Below are 20107 nucleotides of genomic sequence, written 5' to 3'. Positions count from 1 at the left end.
AGAAACATCCGTTCCTTAGTATATAAACCGACTGCGGTGAGCAGCCGGTTCGTTCTGTATCAAGAATAGAGTATTGCGTTTTCCAACATTTGTCCAGTCTTTCCCAATAAATAAATGGGATTATTTAAAAAAACGGAGGAAAATGGCACATATCATTATTTATGCTATGTTATTACAAAAAAGACTTTTGTTCAAGGATTGTTTGAATTTTTGTCACCATAAGGTCAATCGCCACATGGTTTTGACCGCCTTCTGGAATGATGATGTCGGCATAACGCTTCGTCGGTTCTATGAACTGATTATGCATCGGGCGAACGACACTGATGTATTGATCGATGACGGAATCTATGGAACGGCCGCGTTCTTTAATATCACGGGTCATCCGACGGAGTATCCGCAAGTCTGCGTCAGTATCAACATACAGTTTCATATCCATCAGGTCTCGAAGGCGTTCATCTTCCAGTACAAGAATCCCTTCAAGGATGATGACATCCTGTGGCTCAACTGTGACGACTTCTTCTGAACGTGTATGGATCGAATAATCATAAACTGGTTTTTCTATCGTTTCATAGCGCAGCAATGCGTTAAGGTGATCGATTAACAAATCATTATCAAATGCCAGAGGGTGATCATAATTCGTTTTCAACCGCTCTTCATAAGGCAGATGACTTTGATCTTTATAGTAATAATCTTGTTCGATCATCAAGATCGAATGTCCTTGAAAGAATTCAAAAATCGAACGAGTAACACTTGTTTTACCTGATCCCGACCCTCCGGTAACTCCGATGACCACTGGTTTTTTCCTTGTCATGTCAATTCTCCTTCCGCATCATATTGTTCACATAAACTTGATTATCTACTTGAATGCGGACAATTTGAAGCGGATGGCGAGCTGCCTCCAGCTCCTTACCTGACTCATCCCAGATCGTACCGATTTTTTGAGTGAAATTTTCGATTTCCGGTCCAAAAAACTCCACTTCATCTCCAGCCTTGAAGAAGTTACGTTGCTGCATGGTGGCGATTTGAGTTTCCTCGTTGTAATCAAGCACCAGTCCCGCGAAGTCGAAGCGAGTCTTTACGGTATGATTCCCGAACATTTGCTGTTTATACCCAGGAATTTCCCCTTCCATGAACGATGATGCCGTCTCACGGTTTGCACACTTATCAAGCTCTTCCAGCCATTCTTGTTTAATCTTGAAATTGTCCGGATCGGCACAATACGCATCAATCACTTTACGATAGATACTGACAACTGTAGCAATATAGTGAATGGACTTCATTCTTCCTTCGACTTTCAAGCTATCAATGCCAATTTCAATCATGCCTGGCAAGGATTCAATCAGCTTCAGGTCTTTTGGACTCATTGCGAATGGAGCATCTTCTTTATCGAATAAAGCCTTTTCCCCATCTTGATTTAATTCATATAAATCATAATCCCAACGGCATGACTGGCAACAGCCGCCGCGGTTCGAATCACGTGCAGTCATATGGTTTGAAAGCGTACAGCGTCCAGAATAGGCAATACACATTGCACCGTGAACGAACGCTTCGATTTCAATATCGACTTTCTCCTTCATTTCACGAATTTCATCAGCACTTGTCTCACGTGCCAAAACAACACGCTCCAGACCTTCCTCTTTCCAGTACTGAACAGCCTTCCAATTCGATAGAGACTGCTGTGTGCTTAAATGGATCTCAACGTTAGGAGCAACCCGCTTACAAGTTTCAATGATTAATGGATCAGCAACGATAATTCCATGAACACCAGCATCCTGAAGACCTTCCAGATATTCATCAAGACCATCGATATTTTCATTATGTGCGAAGATATTTGTTGTTACATATACTTTAGCACCATACTTTTTAGCGAATTCGACGCCTTCCTTCATTTCCTCAAACGTGAAGTTGCCGGCATTGGAACGAAGACCATATTCCTGCCCGCCAATGAATACGGCATCTGCGCCGTAATGGACGGCGATTTTTAATTTTTCCAGGTTGCCAGCCGGAGCCAGCAATTCCGGTTTTTTTATAATGACTCTCTTTCCATCAACGATCTTGGAAATTTTATCAGCAATAGCATTCAAGGCTATTCCTCCTCTTTCTCTTACCCTTTTCTTTAATAAACCGATTCTTTAAAGAAGAATCCTGTATCCAACTCACGACTATCCGGCTGAACCGCTTTGACTTTTTCAAATAGTTCCGATTTCATATCATCATAACGGTCAGGATCTTCTGCACATACGTCAATCGCTTCCCGATATAACTTTGTCATCTCGATGATATATTCCGGTGTTTGTAATACCCCTTCGATTTTAAGGGAATCAATTTCCGCTTCAATCAATTCCTGAAGTTCATCAATCATGCACATATCATTCGGACTCATGATATGTGTACCATTTTCATCTTCATAAATCGGGTATTTATTTTCACGTTCTTTATCATGCAAGAACATATTTCTATGTTCCTTCCGATTTTCCACTTCCAATGACTTGCCTTGGTATTCAAAGTAATTTCCCAGAAGCGTACGCTTCGATTGGAACATACACGTCATGCCGTGCACTTGCACTTCAATCTCCACTTCGGCATTTTCCTTCATTTCCACTATCTCGTCCAGACTTATTTCACGGGCAGACACGGCACGGACAGCACCGCGTTTCCCCCAATAATTACATGTGTACCAGTTCGTTACCGTCATCTCTGTATTCCAGTGCAGGGGCATATCAGGTGCCGCGGCACGGACAGCCATTAAGACTGCTGGATCGCCGAATATGATCCGGTCAGCACCAGTCTGCTTAAGGAATGTGACATACTCTTCAAGCTCGTCCACTTTTTCATTATGGAAAATGGCGTTCATGGACACGTACACTTTCTTGCCTGCGGCATGTGCAAGCTCAATCGCCTTCTTGACATCATCACGATTGAACTCCCCTGCCAGCCTAAGGGCATAACGTTGTTCGCCAATGACGAAGGCGTCTGCTCCTGCATCGATGAGTTCTGTTATATGATTGACACTTTTTGGAGTCACGAGTAATTCAGGCTTTTTCATTTTTGTCACCTCTATGTTTACTTATGGCCACGCCATCTCCAATCGGCAAAATTACGGTATCGAAATGAGGATGGTCATGTAACCAGATGTTAAAGTCTCTGATTTTTTTGATGAGAGCTCGCTTTCGTCTCGTCATTTCCATTTCTTCAATATTTTCGGCAACCAAGCCTTTAAATAAAACATTATCCGTAATGATAATGCCAGCATCTGCAAGCATTGGTTCAAACAGTTCAAAGAACCGCTTGTATTGCCCTTTAGCTGCATCAACGAAGATGATATCAAACGGACCATGTTCCATGACTTTCGGTCCTGCTTCAAGGGCATCACCTTCAATGAGGGTAATCCTTTCGGACAGTCCAGCCTTCTCAAAGTTAGTTCTTGCCTGCTCAATACGGGCTTCATTCCGTTCAAGTGTAACGATTTGAGCCTCCGGAAGGGTCTCAGCCATTCTTATAGCCGAATAGCCAATGGCCGAACCTACCTCCAAAATCGCCTTAGGCTGATGAAGCCTTAAAATCTGAAGCAGCACCTCAATACCTTCCGGCTCCATGATCGGCACGCTATTCTCCATTGCAAAATCTTCCAACTCCTTAATCAAACCCGTACGCTCCGGAATTAAGGAATGAAGATATTGTTCTATTTTTCCGTTCAAAACGTTTCCTCCAATTATAAGAAAAACGAAAGCGCTTGGTCAGTACATGAAGAAATTGATCGGTCAAAAAAAGATTTCTCTTTAAATGCCTGCAATTTTTCACAAGGAGCTGAAACAAGTATGCTTGACGATCTACATTTCCTTATCTTTCAAAATAAAACCCGGCATTCGCCGAGTTACGTCACCGATAAAAATCGGATCTAAAATTCACTTGTACTATTCTATCATAAAAACAAGGGGAAAGTAATATCTCTCCCCCCTCAGTCGCTTTGCAATTTTTTTATTTATTTATTGGAAATATGCTCTGCCTTTTTGTTATTGTGGTCATCCAAGGTTTTGGAGTAAAGGACTTCCCCTTCAGGTGTTGCCAAAAAGTATAGGAAGTCCGTTTTCTCAGGTTTCAATACCGCATCGATCGAGGTCGTTCCGGCATTGGCAATCGGTCCTGGCGGCAGCCCCTTGTTCTTATACGTATTATACGGGGACTTCACCTCTAGGTCTTTGTAATACACCTTACTCTTATGTGAACCTTTTGCATACAGAACGGTCGGATCCGTTTGAAGCGGCATATCTTCCTTCATACGATTATAAAAGACGGAAGCTATCTTTCCGCGATCAACTTTTGCCGTGGCTTCTTCTTCGACAAGCGAAGCGAAAGTCAGCATCTGGTGTACGGAATAATCGTTTTTGTCCATCTGGGTCTCGTATGCCTGCAATGTCTCTTCCGTTTTCTTCAGCATCTCGGTGACTATGGATTCCAATGTCGGCTTTTCCTCATAAAAGTCATATGTAGCTGGGAAAAGGTACCCTTCAAGTGGATATAAAACCTTTTTATTTTCAATTTCCGACGTCAAAAGCTCCGGATATTTCTTTTGCATGGACTTTACGAATTTCTTATCATTCAATTCCTTAAAGACCTTTTTCGGATCTTCATCCGTCTTCACTGCAATGATATCGGCAATCTGGATAAGCTGCTTTCCTTCAGGAATCGTTATCTTCAATGCAGCTTCTTTCATGAGTTTCCCGGTTTTAATGCTTGTGACGATATCTTCGATTGGCATGGAAGGTGACAATTTATACTCACCTGCCTGAAAACCGGATTCATTTCGGAATTTAATATAATATTTGAATACGCGTGCGTCCTTGATTATACCCTGCTCTTCAAGCAGTGTTGAAATTTCGTTCACGGAAGATCCGATTGGGATTTTCACTTTCTTGATGGTGTCATCATCAGGATCGACTGGTTTCATGGCTGAGTTGATATATAAAAAGCCCACAAGACCAACTATCCCAATTAGTAAAATAAGCGAAGCTATCGTAATCATGATGATTTTACGCACAAGCCTGGCTTCTCCTTGCCGTTCTAACAATTTCATTCGGATATGTTCCTTTTTAGATAAATTTTTATCTTTTTCATCCATTTTCATTCCCCCTGCCAAACTCACACCAACTACAGAATGGTTTCTAGGTGATGCTTTCTTTAATTAAACTTTGCTTCGAACATTATACTAAAATCAACAAATAATTACATGGTTTTTGCAAAACTACATTGATTACTACTCTATTTATGGCAAAAATGCACTAGTTTTGTCAATATACAGATGTTATTTAATAGGAAAATAGTGACATAATTTTCTCATTAGCTTAAAAATGCCCTCAAATTTGTTCCCCTGCATGTGTAAGGAATTTCAGGCAATGACAGGAATATGCATGAAGGAATGCTATTATTAATTATAAGCTGAAGAAAGGTGTGAAGGAGTTGGATAATTCTTATTTTGTAGGTTGGGGGACATTGGCACTCATAAACGCCGGACTTGCTCAAGGTAAAAATAGAACGGCATTGAATTGGTTCCTGCTATCATTATTTTTGGGTCCGCTCGCTACTTTTATTCTTTTATTCGTAGAGAAAAGATAAAGGTTTACTGGTACATAAATGAAAAAAAACCGACCTTGATCGAGGTCGGTTTTTTCTATTCTTATTCTTCTTCAGCTTCTTCTTGGTCAAGGAATGTATTTAACATTTCTTCAACCAGATCCCATTCTTCTTCGGTTTCGATCGGTGTAAGTTCACCATCTTTATTATCTTCGCTTGGTACGAATGATGAAGCGTGGATTTCAATTTCTTCCTCTTCATCTTCTGCAGACATTGGATAATAAAGTACATAAGATTTGTTGAATTTATCTGAGTCAAATGTGAAAAGGATTTCGCAAAGCTGCTCGTTTCCGTTTTCATCTACTACTGTAATGTTGTTTTCGCCGTGTTCCATTTGTATTCACCTCATATTGAATTTGTTTGTCTGTCCAAGAAACCTTGCAGAATCATGACAGCTGCCATTTTATCAATGACTTTCTTGCGTTTGCTTCGGCTCACGTCCGCCTCAAGAAGAACACGTTCAGCCGCCATAGTTGTCAACCGTTCATCCCAGAGAAACACAGGCAGCTTGAATTTTTTTTCTAATCGTTTGGCGAAATCTTGACTGATCTCGCCTCGCGGTCCAACGGTTCCATTCATATTTTTAGGTAAACCTAGGACAATTTTAGAAATTTCATGCTCTTTTATTATTTCATTGAGACGTTTAAAGCCGAAGTCATTACCAGCTTCGTTAATTTTGATCGTTTCCAATCCTTGTGCAGTCCACCCCATCGCGTCACTCACGGCAACGCCGATGGTTTTTGAACCTAAATCAAGTCCCATTGTGCGCATTAGTATTCCTCTCGATGGTTCTTAAGATACGACTTAACCAATTCTTCGATGATTTCATCGCGTTCAAGCTTACGAATAATGTTTCGAGCATCCATATGGCGCGGGATATAGGCCGGGTCACCAGATAATAGATAACCGACAATCTGGTTGATCGGGTTATAACCTTTTTCCTGAAGTGCAACATACACTTGAGACAATACTTCTTGTACATCTCTTTCGAATGGTTCTTCAGGAAAATTAAATTTCATCGTTTTATCAAAGGAACTCATTAACATGCACCTCTCCTCAGCGTCCAGAATCCACTAATATCTACATTGTACAACACTTTCCATTGATTATGAAATCGATAAGACCCATTCTTCAACAAAATTAAGTGCTGCATCCAATTTTTCTGGGTCTTTTCCGCCGGCTTGGGCCATATCTGGACGTCCGCCGCCGCCTCCGCCGCAACGGGAAGCAACTTCTTTGATCAATTTACCTGCATGGAAACCGCGATCGATATAATCCTTGGTAACACCGGCAATCAAATTGACTTTATCATCTTGGGCCGATCCTAATACGATAATGACAGAATCGAGCTTTTGTTTCAAATCATCCGCCATGGCACGAAGGTTATTCATGTCGGTAGCTTGAACCTTTGCCACCAATACATTAACCCCATTTACGTCTTTTACGTTGGAAACAAGGCTTCCTGCTTCAATATTACTTAATTTTGCAGTCAGGCTTTCATTCTCACGATGAAGATCCTTCACTTCAGCCAAGACCGTTTCAATTCTTGACGGTACATCTTTCAAGTTCGTTTTCAATTTAGCAGCCGCGTCTTTTAAGACACCAATTTGATCAGTCATCAATGTGTATGCCCCTGCACCTGTTACCGCTTCTATCCGGCGAGTTCCCGCACCGATGCCGCTTTCTGAAACGATTTTGAACAAGCCGATTACCGCGGTATTCGGGACGTGAACGCCACCGCAAAGTTCAAGACTATAATCGCCTATTTGCACGACACGGACAATCTTGCCGTATTTTTCGCCGAACAGGGCCATTGCGCCCATCGCTTTGGCTTCTTCAATGTTTTTATAATCAGTGTTCACTTGAAGGCTCTGCCAAATCTTTTCATTCACAATCGTTTCGATCCGCTCAATCTCTTCCGCCGTTATCTGGCCAAAATGAGAGAAGTCGAAGCGAAGGCGCTCAGCTTGTACGAGTGAACCTGCCTGATTGACATGTGTACCTAGCACATCTTTCAACGCCTGATGCAGAAGATGTGTCGCTGTATGATTTTTCGTGATATGGATGCGATTTTCTTGATTCACCGCAGCAATGATATCAGAACCTGATGTTAAAGTGCCGGCAGCCACAGTTACACGGTGTAGATTTTGGCCATTTGGAGCTTTTTGAACATCATGGACATCCACCTTAACGGATTCATTAGCCATCGTTCCTTTATCAGCTATTTGACCACCGCTTTCCGCGTAGAAAGGAGTCTTGTTCAGTATCACCTGAACTTCCTCACCTTCTTGTGCGTCCGTTACAAGCTCGCCATTTTTAATGATGGCAGAAACTTTGGCTTCGACAGCAACTTGATCATAGCCGACAAACTCACTTTCAACTTTAATATCGCCTAATACCCCGCCTTGGATTTGCATGGAATCAACATCTTGACGCGCTGAACGGGCACGTTCGCGCTGTGCATCCATTTCTTTTTCAAATCCAGCCTGATCGACCGTCATGCCTTCTTCTTCTGCATATTCCTCCGTTAACTCGATAGGGAAGCCATATGTGTCATATAAACGGAATGCATCACTGCCCGGAATGGTTTTTCCGCCTTTTGCTTTTTCCTTTTTAATGACTTCAGAAAGGATGGCCAGCCCATCATTTAGAGTTTCATGGAAGCGTTCCTCTTCATTCTTGATTACTTTTGCAATGAACTCCTTATTGTTAAGAACTTCAGGGTAGAAGTCTTTCATGATTTCGCCAACGACCGTCACAAGCTCGAACATAAATGGACGATTGATGTTGATTTGCTTCGCATAACGAACCGCTCTGCGAAGCAAACGGCGTAATACATAACCGCGCCCTTCGTTGGATGGAAGAGCCCCGTCACCTACCGCAAAGGCTACCGTACGAATATGGTCGGCAATGACCTTGAATGCAACATCTTTTTCTGCATCGACACCATATTTCACATCAGAGATCTCTTCGACTGCCCGGATGATTGGCATGAATAAATCAGTATCATAGTTCGTCGCCACATCTTGAACGACGGAAGCCATACGTTCAAGTCCCATGCCCGTATCAATATTTTTCTTTGGAAGCGGTGTGTAAGAGCCGTCAGGATTATGGTTGTATTGAGAAAACACAAGATTCCAAACTTCTAGATGACGTTCATTTTCCCCGCCTGGATATAGTTCCGGGTCATTCGGATCATCTCCGTATGCTGGTCCGCGGTCATAGAAAATCTCTGTATTCGGGCCACTTGGACCCTCACCGATATCCCAGAAGTTTTCTTCCAGACGAATGATTCTTTCAGCAGGAACACCGATTTTTTTATTCCAGAGTTCGAATGCTTCATCATCTTCAGGATGGATGGTCACAGCTAATTTCTCTTTGTCGAACCCAATCCATTTTTCATCCGTCAAAAACTCCCAAGCCCATGTGATGGCTTCTTCTTTGAAGTATTCACCAATGGAAAAGTTACCGAGCATTTCGAAAAACGTATGATGACGTGCGGTTTTCCCCACGTTTTCAATATCGTTTGTACGGATGGCCTTCTGTGCATTTGTAATCCTTGGATTTTCGGGAATCACCCGTCCATCGAAATATTTCTTTAAAGTCGCAACCCCGGAATTTATCCAAAGCAATGATGGATCTTCATGAGGAACCAATGACGCACTTGGTTCGATGTTATGGCCTTTTTCACTAAAAAAATCTAAATACATTTGGCGGATTTGAGCACCAGTTAAATACTTCATATATATCCTCCTTTTAAATTATGTAATTTTGAGCACACAAAAAACTCCCATCCCAAAAACAGGGACGAGAGTTAACTCGCGGTACCACCCTGATTATGGACGCAGGGAAACCCCATGTCCATCACCTTCATAAAAGCCTTAACGCGGCATGACGGCAGGTATTAGCTGCTCTCAGGACTAGCTTTCTGCTGCTCTTCACCTTGCAGTCCCTTTCAGCCTAGGGGACCCCTCTCTTTTAGATGGACTTCAGCATACTTCATCCTTCAACGAATTATCTTATGTAATGGATTATATTCACAAGACTTTTATTTGTCAACAAGGGATGGCTTCTTTCTAAAGTGAACGCGGGCATGCAGTACAAAAACTTTCAACACAGCCAAAATGGGAATCGAAAGGACCATGCCCGTAATGCCGCCTATTTCACCACCGGCCAATAATGCAAGCATGATGAACAGCGGATGCATATGGAGGCTTTTACCGACTATTAGCGGCGACAGGATATTCCCCTCGAGGAATTGTAGTACAAGCACGATGGCCGCAATGATCAACACCATTTTCACTGACATTGTCGCGGCAATTATAACTGCAGGAATGGCCCCGATTATGGGCCCGAAATAGGGAATAACATTCGTTATTCCGATTATCGCCCCCAAAAGCAGCGGATATTGCATTCCGACTATCCAGAAAAGCAGCGAGGAAATTAAACCGATCACGACACAAACGATGATTTGTCCGCGAATATAGCCGCCAAGCGACGCATCCACATCACGAACGAATGCCCGTCCCTGCTTTCGCCATTTTTTCGGTGTCATATACCATGCCATTTTTTTTAATGCCGTGAAATCTTTCAGGATATAAAAAGCAATAAATGGAATCAACGCAATCAGTACGATGAAATCAATCATCTTCATCGCATACTCCATCGCCTTTTCGGGCATACGCTTCAGCCAGGCTTCAAAAAGGATGACGCCTTCTTCGAATCTTTCATGAATTCCGAACGGCCAGGCCGCCGTTTGATGATTGAGCTTATCTATCCGGCTCCTATACTGTTCAACCAGTTCCGGTACGCTTTCCGACAGCTCTCGAACCTGGCTGACCATTACTGGAATACCTTTATAAACAGCAAGGCCAGCCCCTCCGAAAAACAGCAAATAGATGATCGTAATTGAAAGCCATCGGCGCATCCCTTTATCATTTAAGTACTCCACTACAGGGTGCAACAAGTAACTGATGAACGCACCCACCAAAAAAGGCAGCAGTACTGTCACACAAACAGTAACGACAGGTCCCCACATGGGCTTAAGTTTCATAAAAATATAGATGACGAAAAATAAGAGCAATAAAAAACCCAGGCGATAAAACCACTTAAGACGAATACTCACAATTAAACACCTCCCGCTCATTTATTCTTCGAAAGGCGGAAGGTTTTCATACATAAAAAAGAGTGCCCTCATTAGCAGGACACCCCTTCCCATTAAAATAATGATTTTAATCTTTTACGTATTTTCTTCATATTCCGTTTGATCATCTTCGAGTTCATCAAGTCCGAACCCATATTCATTAGATTATTGCGTGAACGTCTAGCCATTGCCAACACCTCTTCCGTTAATTACATACTGAAGCGGCGGTCATTTTCATCAAACAAGTCGTCCAAGGAGCTTAAACTTCCATCTTCCTCGACCTGGTGCGTATTAATGATCCCTTCGGATAAGGTCATTTCAATAAAGCAATTCCAACAATAATATTGATTAACGCCAATCTTCCCAACATCTTTACTGCGGCAATTCGGACATTTTATTTCCAAAATGGACACCTCACTGTTCATAAACTGAAACAATGATGGTATCCTTCCCTAATGCAGGCGGCTGCTTTGATTCTATCACTGTCGACTCCGAGAAAAACCCATCCGTTGTTTCATACGCTATAATCGTGCCCATTTTTTCCTTGAAATATACATCCTGCAGTAAACCAAGCTCCTCACCCATTTCTGAAAAAAGCATGCGTCCCAATAATTCGTCCTTCGTGAAGCACATGGAATCCGCAGGCACTTTACCTAGGGCTGAATCCTGATGCATGATGAAGATCCCATCTGGACCGAACGAAGATATATCGTCCAGTTTTAAATGAAAAGCTCTTTTGAACAATGCCTGTTGATGAATGACCAAGCCTGTTACCTGACCCGAATCAGATATCGATAAATCGTGGACCGTGCCGACTCTTTCTCCTTTGGTTGTAAAAACCGGCATCCCTTTCAATAAAGAAAACGTCCGCAAGGTCATCCCGCCTTTCCGAACATTTTTATTATCTCTTTCATCATGAAAATAGATGTGCTGAAAGGTTTTCCATTGTTGATCAACCTTACGGATATCCAGTGACGGGTATAAAAAAAGACCGGTTTCCCAGTCACAAACTTTAGACAAAATCGATGAAAGTCGAAAAGTCAAAGGGAATTTCAAAAGGGGTTCGGAATGTTTTAATTCCGAACCCCTTTTGTCTCCAAACTGTGACCGATTTCCCGGTCAATCCCATCTTACCAGCCTCTGCTGGAACCACCGCCGCCGGAACTTCCGCCGCCGCCGCCCCGTGGACCGCTGCCGCCTCCACGGCCACCGCCACCTCCGCGACTGATGAACATCAAGAGGATATTGAGTAATATTTGAAGGAAAAACCCTTTAAAGAACTTGGCATCGATGATGAATACGATGATGACAACGATGATAATGAGAAAAATCTGTAAAGCTGATGGCCGAAAAGTTTCTGACTCGGGCTGAACCGATAGATCTTGATGAAACTCGTCACCTAAGTTATATTCTTCCGTGACATCGTTATATACGGCCTTATAGGTTTCAGTCAGGGCAAGATCGTATTTACCCGCCTTCAGCTCGGGGATTGCCACATTGTCCAAAATCTGTCCAGATCTTATGTCGGTAATGGCACCTTCCAAACCGTACCCCACTTCAATACGGATTTTCCGTTCTTCCTTAGCCAGAACGATGAGGACTCCATTGTTCTGTTCTGCATCACCAAGCTTGAATGACCTAAATGCCTGGACCGAGTACTCCTCAATCTCAGATCCTTCCAACGAATCAACCGTCAAAACGGAAATTTGTGCTTTTGTGGCATCATCCAACCTTTTCCCAAGCTCGATGAGTTCGGATTTTTCCTGATCATCCAGGACTCCGGCAAAGTCCTGGACATATATATCCCCAACTGGTTCAGGAATTTTAGGTTGTGCTGCGACTACGTTTGCTAAACTGAACGTGAGAATGAAAAATAGCGCAAACACAGCGAGTCTTTTCATTATTTATCGCTCCCAAAATCAACCTTTGGCGTTTCTTTTTCTTGATTGGTCACTTCAAAATATGGTTTGGCATCGAACCCGAAAGCACCTGCCATCATATTCTTTGGAAAGCGTTTAATCGTCTTATTATAGTTGGTAACTTCATCATTATAGTCTTTCCGTGCTACCGTCAAGCGATTTTCCGTCCCCTCCAAACTATCCATGAGACCCTTAAAGTTCTCATTGGCCTTTAGATCCGGATAGTTCTCGACAACCACTAAAAGACGGCTTAAAGCCCCACTCAATTCTTGGTCCGCATTAATAGCATCTTCAGTCGAATTGGCACCTGCCAACTTCGAGCGTGCATCGCTCACCGCTTTAATGGCTTCCGTTTCATGCGAAGCATAACCCTTCACCGTTTCGACAAGATTCGGAATCAAATCCGCTCTTCGTTTTAATTGATTATCCACCTGTGACCACTTATTGTCTACGTCTTCATTGGCACTTACAAGACCGTTGTAAGAAGTTGCCCCATAAATGACAAGTAAAACGACAACTACTATTCCTATTATCCAACCTTTTTTCATCCAAATCCCCCCTGCTCTTTCACATTCATATAAGTTATATTCTATATTATTTCTACCAAGACTATGATTTTCAAACAAAATTTATCAAAATAAGAACCAAACATTGATCATCAGCTACATAAAATCATAAGGCGTGACATCCTCCATCCCGATCATCGGGTCAGCATTCATGAAGACATCAAGATAACTTGCCTCGGGCGCTTGCACCTCTCCCTTTTCCACCGGCATATCTTCTTCACTCAAAATCTCCCGCAGCTTTTCACGCAAGGTCGTTTTCCGGCGCATCTCATCATTACGCTCTATTCCTAGACGGAATGCATCTTCTTCACCGCAAAGGATCAAGAAGTTTTTACTGCGAGTAATCGCCGTATACAATAAATTACGGCGGAGCATCCGATAATAACTTTTTACTACAGGTAAAATGACAATAGGGAACTCGCTTCCCTGCGACTTATGGATGGAGCAGCAATACGCATGCGTAATCTGGTTCAAGTCCTGTTTCGTGTATGTCACTTCGATTCCCTCGAACGATATGATTACTTTATCGACATGATCGGTATTTTCCTTAGCGAACAATATGGACACGATTTCACCCATATCGCCGTTAAAGACACCCTCCTCTGGCTGGTTCACCAGTTGAAGCACCTTATCTCCCGTTCTGTATATCACATCTCCGAATTTAATCTCCCGCCGCTTTTCATCCGCATTGCTATTGAACACTTCCTGAAGCATTTTATTCAGTGCATCAATCCCGGCAGGACCTCTATACATGGGAGCCAGCACCTGTATATCCTTGGCAGTGAAACCCTTCGTCCTGGCGTTCGCAACCACTTTCTCGATTACTTGAGCGATTTGCCCGGTCTGGCAGCGAATGAACGATCGATCTTCTTGCTGCTTCGTCACATCATCCGGAAGCTTTCCTTTTTTGATACCATGGGCTAATTCAATGATCGATGAGCCATCAGCTTGACGATAAATATGTTCCAGACTGACAGTAGGCACACAATTCGACGCAAGCAAATCCTTTAAAACCTGCCCAGGTCCAACCGATGGCAGTTGATCTTCATCACCTACCAATATCACTTGGACATTTTCCGGCAAAGCCTTAAACAATTGATTGGCCAGCCATGTATCCACCATGGAAACCTCATCGATGATCACGATCCGGCCATCCAGCTGATTATCCTCATCATGGGAAAAGCCTTCACTCCCGTTCCACCCCAGCAAACGGTGGATCGTAACAGCGGGGAGTCCAGTCGATTCGGCCATGCGTTTCGCTGCACGGCCAGTAGGGGCCGCAAGAACGAATGGAAATGGATCGCTTCCCTCTTTTTTATAATCATTAATGTCCATGGATACACCATGCAGCTCTGCAAATAGCTCAACAATCCCTTTGATCACCGTCGTCTTCCCAGTACCAGGTCCCCCCGTCAAGATCAACATAGGGGACTGCAGGGCTGTTTGTATCGCCTCTTTTTGAGCTGAGGCATAAGAAACATTTAGACGCTCTTCCAGCTTCCCAAGGGCCAGTAAAAATTCCGATTCCGGGAACTGGTCTTCATACTCGGTTTGTGCGAGCAGCCGCTTGATGTTCGTAACAATTCCCTTTTCAGAATAGTAAAGTGAAGGAGGATAAATCCGTTGATCCTCGACAACGATTTTCCCCTCTTCCGTTAATTCGATTATTTCCGAGGAAATGTTCGTGAACTCAATGCGATCCCGTTTATTTTCCTCGAGCAGGCGCTTGACAGCTTCCAAAAGCTGCTCGGCTTCTATGTAGATATTTCCGTCCTGAAGGCATTGTGTTTCAAGTGTATACAAGCACGCAGCCTTGATTCGGTCGGGATGGCTGCCGGAAATGCCAAGCTGATGCCCAAGCTCATCCGCCCGTCCAAAACCAATCCCTTCAATATCCTCTACGAGCTTATATGGATTTCCCTGAACCATCGAAATCGTATCCTGTTTATACAATTGATAAATCTTCATCGACAGCTGCGGACCGAAGCCATATTGATTCAGGGCAATCATTATCTGCTCCAGACCTTGATGCTCGACTAATGTATCATAGAGACCCTTTGCCTTTTCCCCGGATAGCTTCGGGATATTATCAAGTAACGAAGGCTGAGCCAGAATTTTGGAAATTGCCTTTTCCCCTAGTGTCTCAACAATGCTCTCGGCTGTTTTTTTCCCAATGCCTTTGAACAGGTCACCGGATAAATAACTGACGATGCCTTCCTTTGATTGGGGCAAATCCTTGCGAAAATGCTCTACATGAAATTGAAGGCCAAAACGCGGATGTTCCTTCATCGCCCCATAAAAAATATAGATCTCATCCTCATGCATCCTTGGAAAGTAACCTGTCACGACAGCTTCCTTCTCTTCATAATTCAGATTCGTTTCATGCACACGAATTCTTACAACCGAGTACATATTTTCTTCATTATGAAAGATCGTCACTAAATGACTTCCTTTCATGAACATTTTCTCTTCTGAAAACAAATCCAACGAATCTTGCTGGCTCAACGCTTCTCCCCACCTTTCCATGCAAATGCAGTCTATTTACTCAGCATTCATTTCTTCCATCAGTTTCTTACCGTGTGCAGCAAGCATATGGTCAGGCTGTGCTTCCAAAGCTTTATCAAAATAAGCCATCGCCGCCTGCGCATCCTCACGATACCCGGCAAACGCAACACCTAAATTATAATAAGCATCGGCATGGCCTGGATCCTGTTCAACCACTAAATTCAATTGCTTGATCAATTCATCATACAATTCCGCATTGGCAAGACATAGCGCATATTGGAATCTCGCATCAACGTCCTCAGGGCTCAGCTCTACCGTTCTCTGTAAATAAGGCATCGCCAATTTCGGCTGATCTAACGCCATCAATGTCAATCCAAGCATAAAGTAAGCATCGCTGTTCTCAAGACCCAAACGGATAGCCTTTTCAAACATATCCTTTGCTTCGATTAATTTAGTATCGGTTTCATAGTATAAGTTTCCTAATGAATAGTAAGCCGCAGCTGCATTTTCATCCAGCTCAATCGCCTTTTTGTAAAACTTGACCGCTTTATCCGTTTCACCCACGGCAGTCAATACATTCCCAAAGTTTATATAGGCAACAGGCTCATTCGGATTTTCCTCGATCGCCTCATTAAAAACTTTCGCCGCTTCTTCGTATTTTCCTTGCTGCATAAACTCAATTCCTTGTTGATTCTTATCCATAATCATTTCACACTCCATTTTTCATATTAAAAAGTATAGCATAAGCCATCGGTCGAATTCAGACAGCACACTCGCAATCCAAAAGAAGTCCCCAACCGCAAACACAGCTGGGGACATGCTTATTTTACCCTACGTAAGTCAGTTTTTCACCTTTTTTAAATACTTCATCAATCGTACCGCCACCCAGGCACACTTCACCATCATAGAATACGACTGCCTGTCCAGGTGTGATCGCGCGGACCGGCCCGTCAAAGATGACTTCGACACCGCCATTTTCCAGAACCTTCACCTTAACACCGCTATCCTCTTGTCGGTACCTGAACTTTGCCGTACAAGTAAATTCACCCGCAGGTATATGTTCCGCTACCCAGCTGACATTCACTGCACGAAGGGAATTGGAATACAGCACATCATTATCAAAGCCTTGACACACATATAAAACATTGCGCTTCAAGTCTTTTCCCGCAACAAACCAAGGTTCGCCGCTGCCGCCAATCCCTAGACCGTGACGCTGACCAATCGTGTAATACATCAAACCGTCATGCTTGCCCATGACGATGCCATCCATCGTGACCATATCACCGGGCTGTGCTGGAAGGTAATTGCTTAAAAACTCTTTGAAATTGCGTTCACCGATAAAACAAATGCCTGTTGAATCTTTTTTCGTTGCCGTAGCAAGACCCGCTTCTTTCGCAATCTCACGGACTTCCTTCTTATCAATGTGCCCAAGCGGAAACATGACTTTTTCCAATTGTTCCTGAGTAAGCTGGTTCAAGAAGTAGGTTTGATCCTTATTATTATCAATACCGCGAAGCATTTTGTATTCGCCATCCCGGTATTCTACCTGCGCGTAATGGCCTGTAGCCACATAATCAGCACCAAGGCTTACCGCATGCTCAAGGAATGCCTTGAACTTGATTTCCTTATTGCACATTACATCCGGATTCGGGGTGCGGCCCGCTTTATACTCATCCAAGAAATAAGTGAATACTTTATCCCAATATTGCTTTTCGAAATTTACCGCATAATAAGGGATGCCGATTTGATTACAAACAGCAATTACATCATTGTAATCTTCCGTTGCCGTACAGACTCCGTTTTCATCTGTATCATCCCAGTTCTTCATGAAAATCCCGACCACATCATAGCCTTGATTCTTCAAAAGCAGGGCTGACACAGAAGAATCCACGCCTCCTGACATACCCACGACGACGCGGGTATCCTGTGGTGCTTTATTCATTCTGTCACCTCATTTATTTAAAGAAAGAATTATCTTCCCACTAATCTTTTAACGATTTTCACGGTGGTTTCAGCAGCATGCCTGACTTCTTCTTCGGTGTTGTTCAAACCGAAGCTGAAACGAATCGAATTCTTCGTCCGCTCCGAATCTTTCCCGAACATCGCCACAAGAACATGCGACGGATCGATTGACCCTGCCGTACAAGCGGATCCACTCGATACCGCAACACCTGCCAAGTCCATATTAACGAGCATCGATTCCACATTCGTACCCGGGAAACTAACATTCAGCACATGTGGCAGCGATTGTTCCATAGATCCGTTAATTTCATATTGTACATCCGCCCCATCAAGGACGGCAAGCAATACGTCTTTAAATTGCTTGTATTGCTCCGTTTTCTTTTCCATCATACTTTGTGCAATTAAAACAGCTTCTGAAAAACCGGCAATGGCCGGCACACTCTCCGTACCCGCTCGGCGTTTGCGTTCTTGTTCCCCACCATATAAATGCGGATTCAGCTTCAAGCCTTCACGCATATATAGAAAGCCGATTCCTTTGGGACCGTTGATTTTATGCGCTGTTACACTCAGCAAATCCACACCCAATTCACGAACATCGATAGAGATCAAACCGTATGCCTGAACCGCGTCCGTGTGGAAAATGGCTTGATGACCTTTGAGCAATTGTCCAATTTCAGCAATCGGCTGGATCGTTCCGACTTCGTTGTTGCCAAACATGACCGAAACCAAAATTGTATCGTCCCGCAATGCCGCTTTTAAATCAGCAAGCGAAATAAGCCCCGCTTCATTCACAGGTAAATATGTGATTTCAAAGCCAGACTTCTCAAGGAATTGGCATGTATGCAAAACCGCATGATGCTCGATCTCCGTCGTTATGATGTGCTTTCCTTTTTCTTCATAAGCATTCGCAACACCAATGATCGCCGTATTATCCGCCTCGGTTCCGCCGCTCGTGAAAATGATTTCATTCCGCCCGGCACCGATGCTCTTTGCAATACTCGAACGCGCCTCATCTAAAACATGGCGAGCCTCCCGCCCGAAAGCATGAATGCTCGACGGATTACCAAAGTCATGGCTCATGACTGTCATCATTCTATCGATCACATTCGGATGCATCGGTGAAGTCGCAGCATGATCTAAATATATTCTGTCCACTTTATTGTCGCCTCCATTAAAAAACGCAAGCGCCTACATAATAGGCGCATTGCTGATCACTTAAATATAGTACATATAAGAATTGATTTCACCTGTATCCTTATAGTTTGCCAAATCCATAAGCGTCGTATTATCCAATACATCCTTCACAGCATCACGGATCCGGATCCAAAGCTGGCGCTTCACCGGCTCTTCATCCTCAATTCCTTCAACAGGGGTAATCGGTCCTTCCAATACACGAATGACATCACCCGAAGTAATCTCCTGAGGATCTTTAGACAATACATACCCGCCATACGCACCACGGACACTCTTCACCAATCCTGCATTACGCAGCGGCGCTATCAACTGCTCCAAATAATGCTCCGAGAGATTATGCGTCTGGGCAATCGATTTCAAACTTTTCGGGCCTTCTCCATAATGTTTAGCAAGCTCGATCATGATGGTTAAACCATATCGGCCTTTAGTAGATATCTTCATTCATATACACCTCATATTATTTATCCGTTTATAAATTCTGTTGAAATTATAGCATATTCCTACTAGAAATGCATTCACCCGCCCTTCATTTGTCAATTATCCAAATTGGAGAGGTAGGGAATAGACGGATTATCCAGCTCCAAGGACGAATTATTATCTATCAAGGACGAATTATCCCGCATTTAGGACAAATTAACTTCTTTGTAAGACAACGTACATTTTTTAAATGAAAGTTCTGTTCTTTGACACATTTCCTTTTACTAAAAAATACAGGAAACCTATCATTAATAGAGAATATTTCTATTATTACTATGATGATAAACGAATGTGAGATACCTTTAAAAGTACATATGATAGAAGCTCTAATGAGACGCTTACCACCTGATCATGCTTAGCAACCGATATTAACTCAGACATCAAAAAAACAAAGCTGGATATAGTGGGGAATATAGAGTCTTAACCTCTTTAAATGCCCTTCCTGAAAAAGAGTATCTATTTTTTCATGACTTCCGTCTAATTGGATCAACCTTCCCCTTCCAAATCGACATCCTTATTCTCAGTTCTTATTTTCTATTAATTATTGAAGTGAAAAACATGGCTGGTGAAATCTATTTCGACAACACATTCAATCAACTTATCCGCACAAATCCAGATGGAAGAACAGAAGCTTTTGATGATCCAATTCTGCAAGTGAACCGGCAGTGCCAGTTGAATGGTTAAAATTAAAAAAATCATCAATCTTCCAG

Annotated in this window: 20 protein-coding genes and 1 pseudogene; 2 read left to right on the top strand and 19 right to left on the bottom strand. The window is 43.0% G+C overall.

Going from position 1 to position 20107, the window contains the following annotated elements:
• Positions 1-172 precede the first annotated feature (172 nt).
• The 5 genes from udk to mltG form a co-directional block, all read right to left on the bottom strand.
• Complete coding sequence (gene udk, locus ACQKKK_RS02160) at positions 173-811, bottom strand: uridine kinase (protein WP_427613732.1); 639 nt, start codon at positions 809-811, stop codon at positions 173-175.
• Position 812: 1 nt separating this feature from the next.
• Positions 813-2084 carry a peptidase U32 family protein gene (locus ACQKKK_RS02155; protein WP_427613731.1) on the bottom strand — a complete coding sequence of 424 codons (1272 nt, stop codon included), beginning with the start codon at positions 2082-2084 and terminating at the stop codon, positions 813-815.
• A gap of 32 nt (positions 2085-2116) precedes the next feature.
• Complete coding sequence (locus tag ACQKKK_RS02150; protein WP_427613730.1) at positions 2117-3046, bottom strand: peptidase U32 family protein; 930 nt, start codon at positions 3044-3046, stop codon at positions 2117-2119.
• Positions 3033-3698: an O-methyltransferase gene (locus ACQKKK_RS02145; protein WP_427613728.1), complete on the bottom strand. Its 666-nt coding sequence runs from the start codon at positions 3696-3698 to the stop codon at positions 3033-3035. The genes ACQKKK_RS02150 and ACQKKK_RS02145 overlap by 14 nt, the downstream gene beginning before the upstream one ends.
• Before the next feature lie 284 nt (positions 3699-3982).
• A complete protein-coding gene (gene mltG, locus ACQKKK_RS02140) occupies positions 3983-5119 on the bottom strand; it encodes an endolytic transglycosylase MltG (RefSeq protein WP_427613726.1) in 1137 nt (378 codons plus the stop codon).
• Between the two features lie 338 nt (positions 5120-5457).
• Between mltG and ACQKKK_RS02135 the strand changes: the two genes are divergently transcribed.
• Positions 5458-5613, top strand: a complete 156-nt coding sequence (locus ACQKKK_RS02135) for a hypothetical protein (RefSeq protein ID WP_185147948.1) — start codon at positions 5458-5460, stop codon at positions 5611-5613.
• Between the two features lie 61 nt (positions 5614-5674).
• Here ACQKKK_RS02135 and ACQKKK_RS02130 read toward each other — a convergent pair whose 3' ends face one another.
• The 14 genes from ACQKKK_RS02130 to cymR all read right to left on the bottom strand — a co-directional run bounded on the left by ACQKKK_RS02130 (position 5675) and on the right by cymR (position 19361).
• Entirely contained in the window at positions 5675-5965 is a 291-nt protein-coding gene (locus tag ACQKKK_RS02130; RefSeq protein ID WP_034308630.1) for a DUF1292 domain-containing protein, read from the bottom strand.
• Positions 5966-5976: 11 nt separating this feature from the next.
• Positions 5977-6402, bottom strand: a complete 426-nt coding sequence (gene ruvX / locus ACQKKK_RS02125; RefSeq protein WP_061464156.1) for a Holliday junction resolvase RuvX — start codon at positions 6400-6402, stop codon at positions 5977-5979.
• Positions 6402-6671, bottom strand: coding sequence for an IreB family regulatory phosphoprotein (locus ACQKKK_RS02120; protein ID WP_034311358.1), 270 nt, complete (start codon positions 6669-6671; stop codon positions 6402-6404). Before ACQKKK_RS02120 ends, ruvX begins: the two co-directional genes overlap by 1 nt.
• 66 nt (positions 6672-6737) lie before the next feature.
• Positions 6738-9374, bottom strand: a complete 2637-nt coding sequence (gene alaS, locus ACQKKK_RS02115) for an alanine--tRNA ligase (protein ID WP_427613725.1) — start codon at positions 9372-9374, stop codon at positions 6738-6740.
• A gap of 305 nt (positions 9375-9679) precedes the next feature.
• Positions 9680-10756: an AI-2E family transporter gene (locus ACQKKK_RS02110; RefSeq protein ID WP_427613723.1), complete on the bottom strand. Its 1077-nt coding sequence runs from the start codon at positions 10754-10756 to the stop codon at positions 9680-9682.
• Between the two features lie 227 nt (positions 10757-10983).
• Positions 10984-11199 (bottom strand): hypothetical protein, encoded by a 216-nt coding sequence (locus ACQKKK_RS02105; protein WP_427614048.1) that lies wholly within the window; start codon positions 11197-11199, stop codon positions 10984-10986.
• The gene (locus ACQKKK_RS02100; protein ID WP_427613722.1) at positions 11189-11647 is read right to left on the bottom strand and encodes a PRC-barrel domain-containing protein; all 459 of its coding nucleotides are present in this window, start codon (positions 11645-11647) and stop codon (positions 11189-11191) included. The genes ACQKKK_RS02105 and ACQKKK_RS02100 overlap by 11 nt, the downstream gene beginning before the upstream one ends.
• Positions 11648-11904: 257 nt before the next feature.
• Positions 11905-12675: a TPM domain-containing protein gene (locus ACQKKK_RS02095; RefSeq protein ID WP_427613720.1), complete on the bottom strand. Its 771-nt coding sequence runs from the start codon at positions 12673-12675 to the stop codon at positions 11905-11907.
• Positions 12675-13241 (bottom strand): LemA family protein, encoded by a 567-nt coding sequence (locus ACQKKK_RS02090; RefSeq protein ID WP_427613718.1) that lies wholly within the window; start codon positions 13239-13241, stop codon positions 12675-12677. Before ACQKKK_RS02090 ends, ACQKKK_RS02095 begins: the two co-directional genes overlap by 1 nt.
• A 114-nt stretch (positions 13242-13355) precedes the next feature.
• On the bottom strand, positions 13356-15764 hold the full coding sequence (gene recD2 / locus ACQKKK_RS02085) for an SF1B family DNA helicase RecD2 (RefSeq protein WP_427613716.1): 2409 nt from the start codon (positions 15762-15764) through the stop codon (positions 13356-13358).
• A gap of 36 nt (positions 15765-15800) precedes the next feature.
• On the bottom strand, positions 15801-16466 hold the full coding sequence (locus ACQKKK_RS02080; protein WP_427613715.1) for a tetratricopeptide repeat protein: 666 nt from the start codon (positions 16464-16466) through the stop codon (positions 15801-15803).
• A gap of 124 nt (positions 16467-16590) precedes the next feature.
• Positions 16591-17706, bottom strand: coding sequence for a tRNA 2-thiouridine(34) synthase MnmA (gene mnmA / locus ACQKKK_RS02075; RefSeq protein ID WP_427613713.1), 1116 nt, complete (start codon positions 17704-17706; stop codon positions 16591-16593).
• 29 nt (positions 17707-17735) lie between these two features.
• Positions 17736-18881, bottom strand: a complete 1146-nt coding sequence (locus tag ACQKKK_RS02070; protein ID WP_427613712.1) for a cysteine desulfurase family protein — start codon at positions 18879-18881, stop codon at positions 17736-17738.
• Between the two features lie 60 nt (positions 18882-18941).
• Positions 18942-19361, bottom strand: coding sequence for a cysteine metabolism transcriptional regulator CymR (gene cymR / locus ACQKKK_RS02065; protein ID WP_089361582.1), 420 nt, complete (start codon positions 19359-19361; stop codon positions 18942-18944).
• 441 nt (positions 19362-19802) lie between these two features.
• Here cymR and ACQKKK_RS02060 point away from each other — a divergent pair.
• Positions 19803-20081, top strand: a pseudogene (locus ACQKKK_RS02060) (nuclease-related domain-containing protein); the annotation flags it as partial.
• Between the last annotated feature and the right edge of the window lie 26 nt (positions 20082-20107).

The organism is Peribacillus sp. NPDC006672 (assembly GCF_050274955.1).
Classification (GTDB): Bacteria; Bacillota; Bacilli; order Bacillales; family DSM-1321; genus Peribacillus.
The sequence above is the reverse complement of the archived record's forward strand: the minus strand, read 5'-3'. Positions and strand labels throughout refer to the sequence as shown.

What these genes read in the sequence shown, in the direction of transcription:
- udk (WP_427613732.1), bottom strand. Translation starts at nt 811, where the DNA reads ATGACAAGGAAAAAACCAGTGGTCATCGGAGTTACCGGAGGGTCGGGA.
- ACQKKK_RS02150 (WP_427613730.1), bottom strand. Translation starts at nt 3,046, where the DNA reads ATGAAAAAGCCTGAATTACTCGTGACTCCAAAAAGTGTCAATCATATA.
- mltG (WP_427613726.1), bottom strand. Translation starts at nt 5,119, where the DNA reads ATGGATGAAAAAGATAAAAATTTATCTAAAAAGGAACATATCCGAATG.
- ACQKKK_RS02130 (WP_034308630.1), bottom strand. Translation starts at nt 5,965, where the DNA reads ATGGAACACGGCGAAAACAACATTACAGTAGTAGATGAAAACGGAAAC.
- ruvX (WP_061464156.1), bottom strand. Translation starts at nt 6,402, where the DNA reads ATGCGCACAATGGGACTTGATTTAGGTTCAAAAACCATCGGCGTTGCC.
- ACQKKK_RS02120 (WP_034311358.1), bottom strand. Translation starts at nt 6,671, where the DNA reads ATGAGTTCCTTTGATAAAACGATGAAATTTAATTTTCCTGAAGAACCA.
- alaS (WP_427613725.1), bottom strand. Translation starts at nt 9,374, where the DNA reads ATGAAGTATTTAACTGGTGCTCAAATCCGCCAAATGTATTTAGATTTT.
- ACQKKK_RS02105 (WP_427614048.1), bottom strand. Translation starts at nt 11,199, where the DNA reads ATGAACAGTGAGGTGTCCATTTTGGAAATAAAATGTCCGAATTGCCGC.
- ACQKKK_RS02095 (WP_427613720.1), bottom strand. Translation starts at nt 12,675, where the DNA reads ATGAAAAGACTCGCTGTGTTTGCGCTATTTTTCATTCTCACGTTCAGT.
- ACQKKK_RS02090 (WP_427613718.1), bottom strand. Translation starts at nt 13,241, where the DNA reads ATGAAAAAAGGTTGGATAATAGGAATAGTAGTTGTCGTTTTACTTGTC.
- ACQKKK_RS02080 (WP_427613715.1), bottom strand. Translation starts at nt 16,466, where the DNA reads ATGGATAAGAATCAACAAGGAATTGAGTTTATGCAGCAAGGAAAATAC.
- mnmA (WP_427613713.1), bottom strand. Translation starts at nt 17,706, where the DNA reads ATGAATAAAGCACCACAGGATACCCGCGTCGTCGTGGGTATGTCAGGA.
- cymR (WP_089361582.1), bottom strand. Translation starts at nt 19,361, where the DNA reads ATGAAGATATCTACTAAAGGCCGATATGGTTTAACCATCATGATCGAG.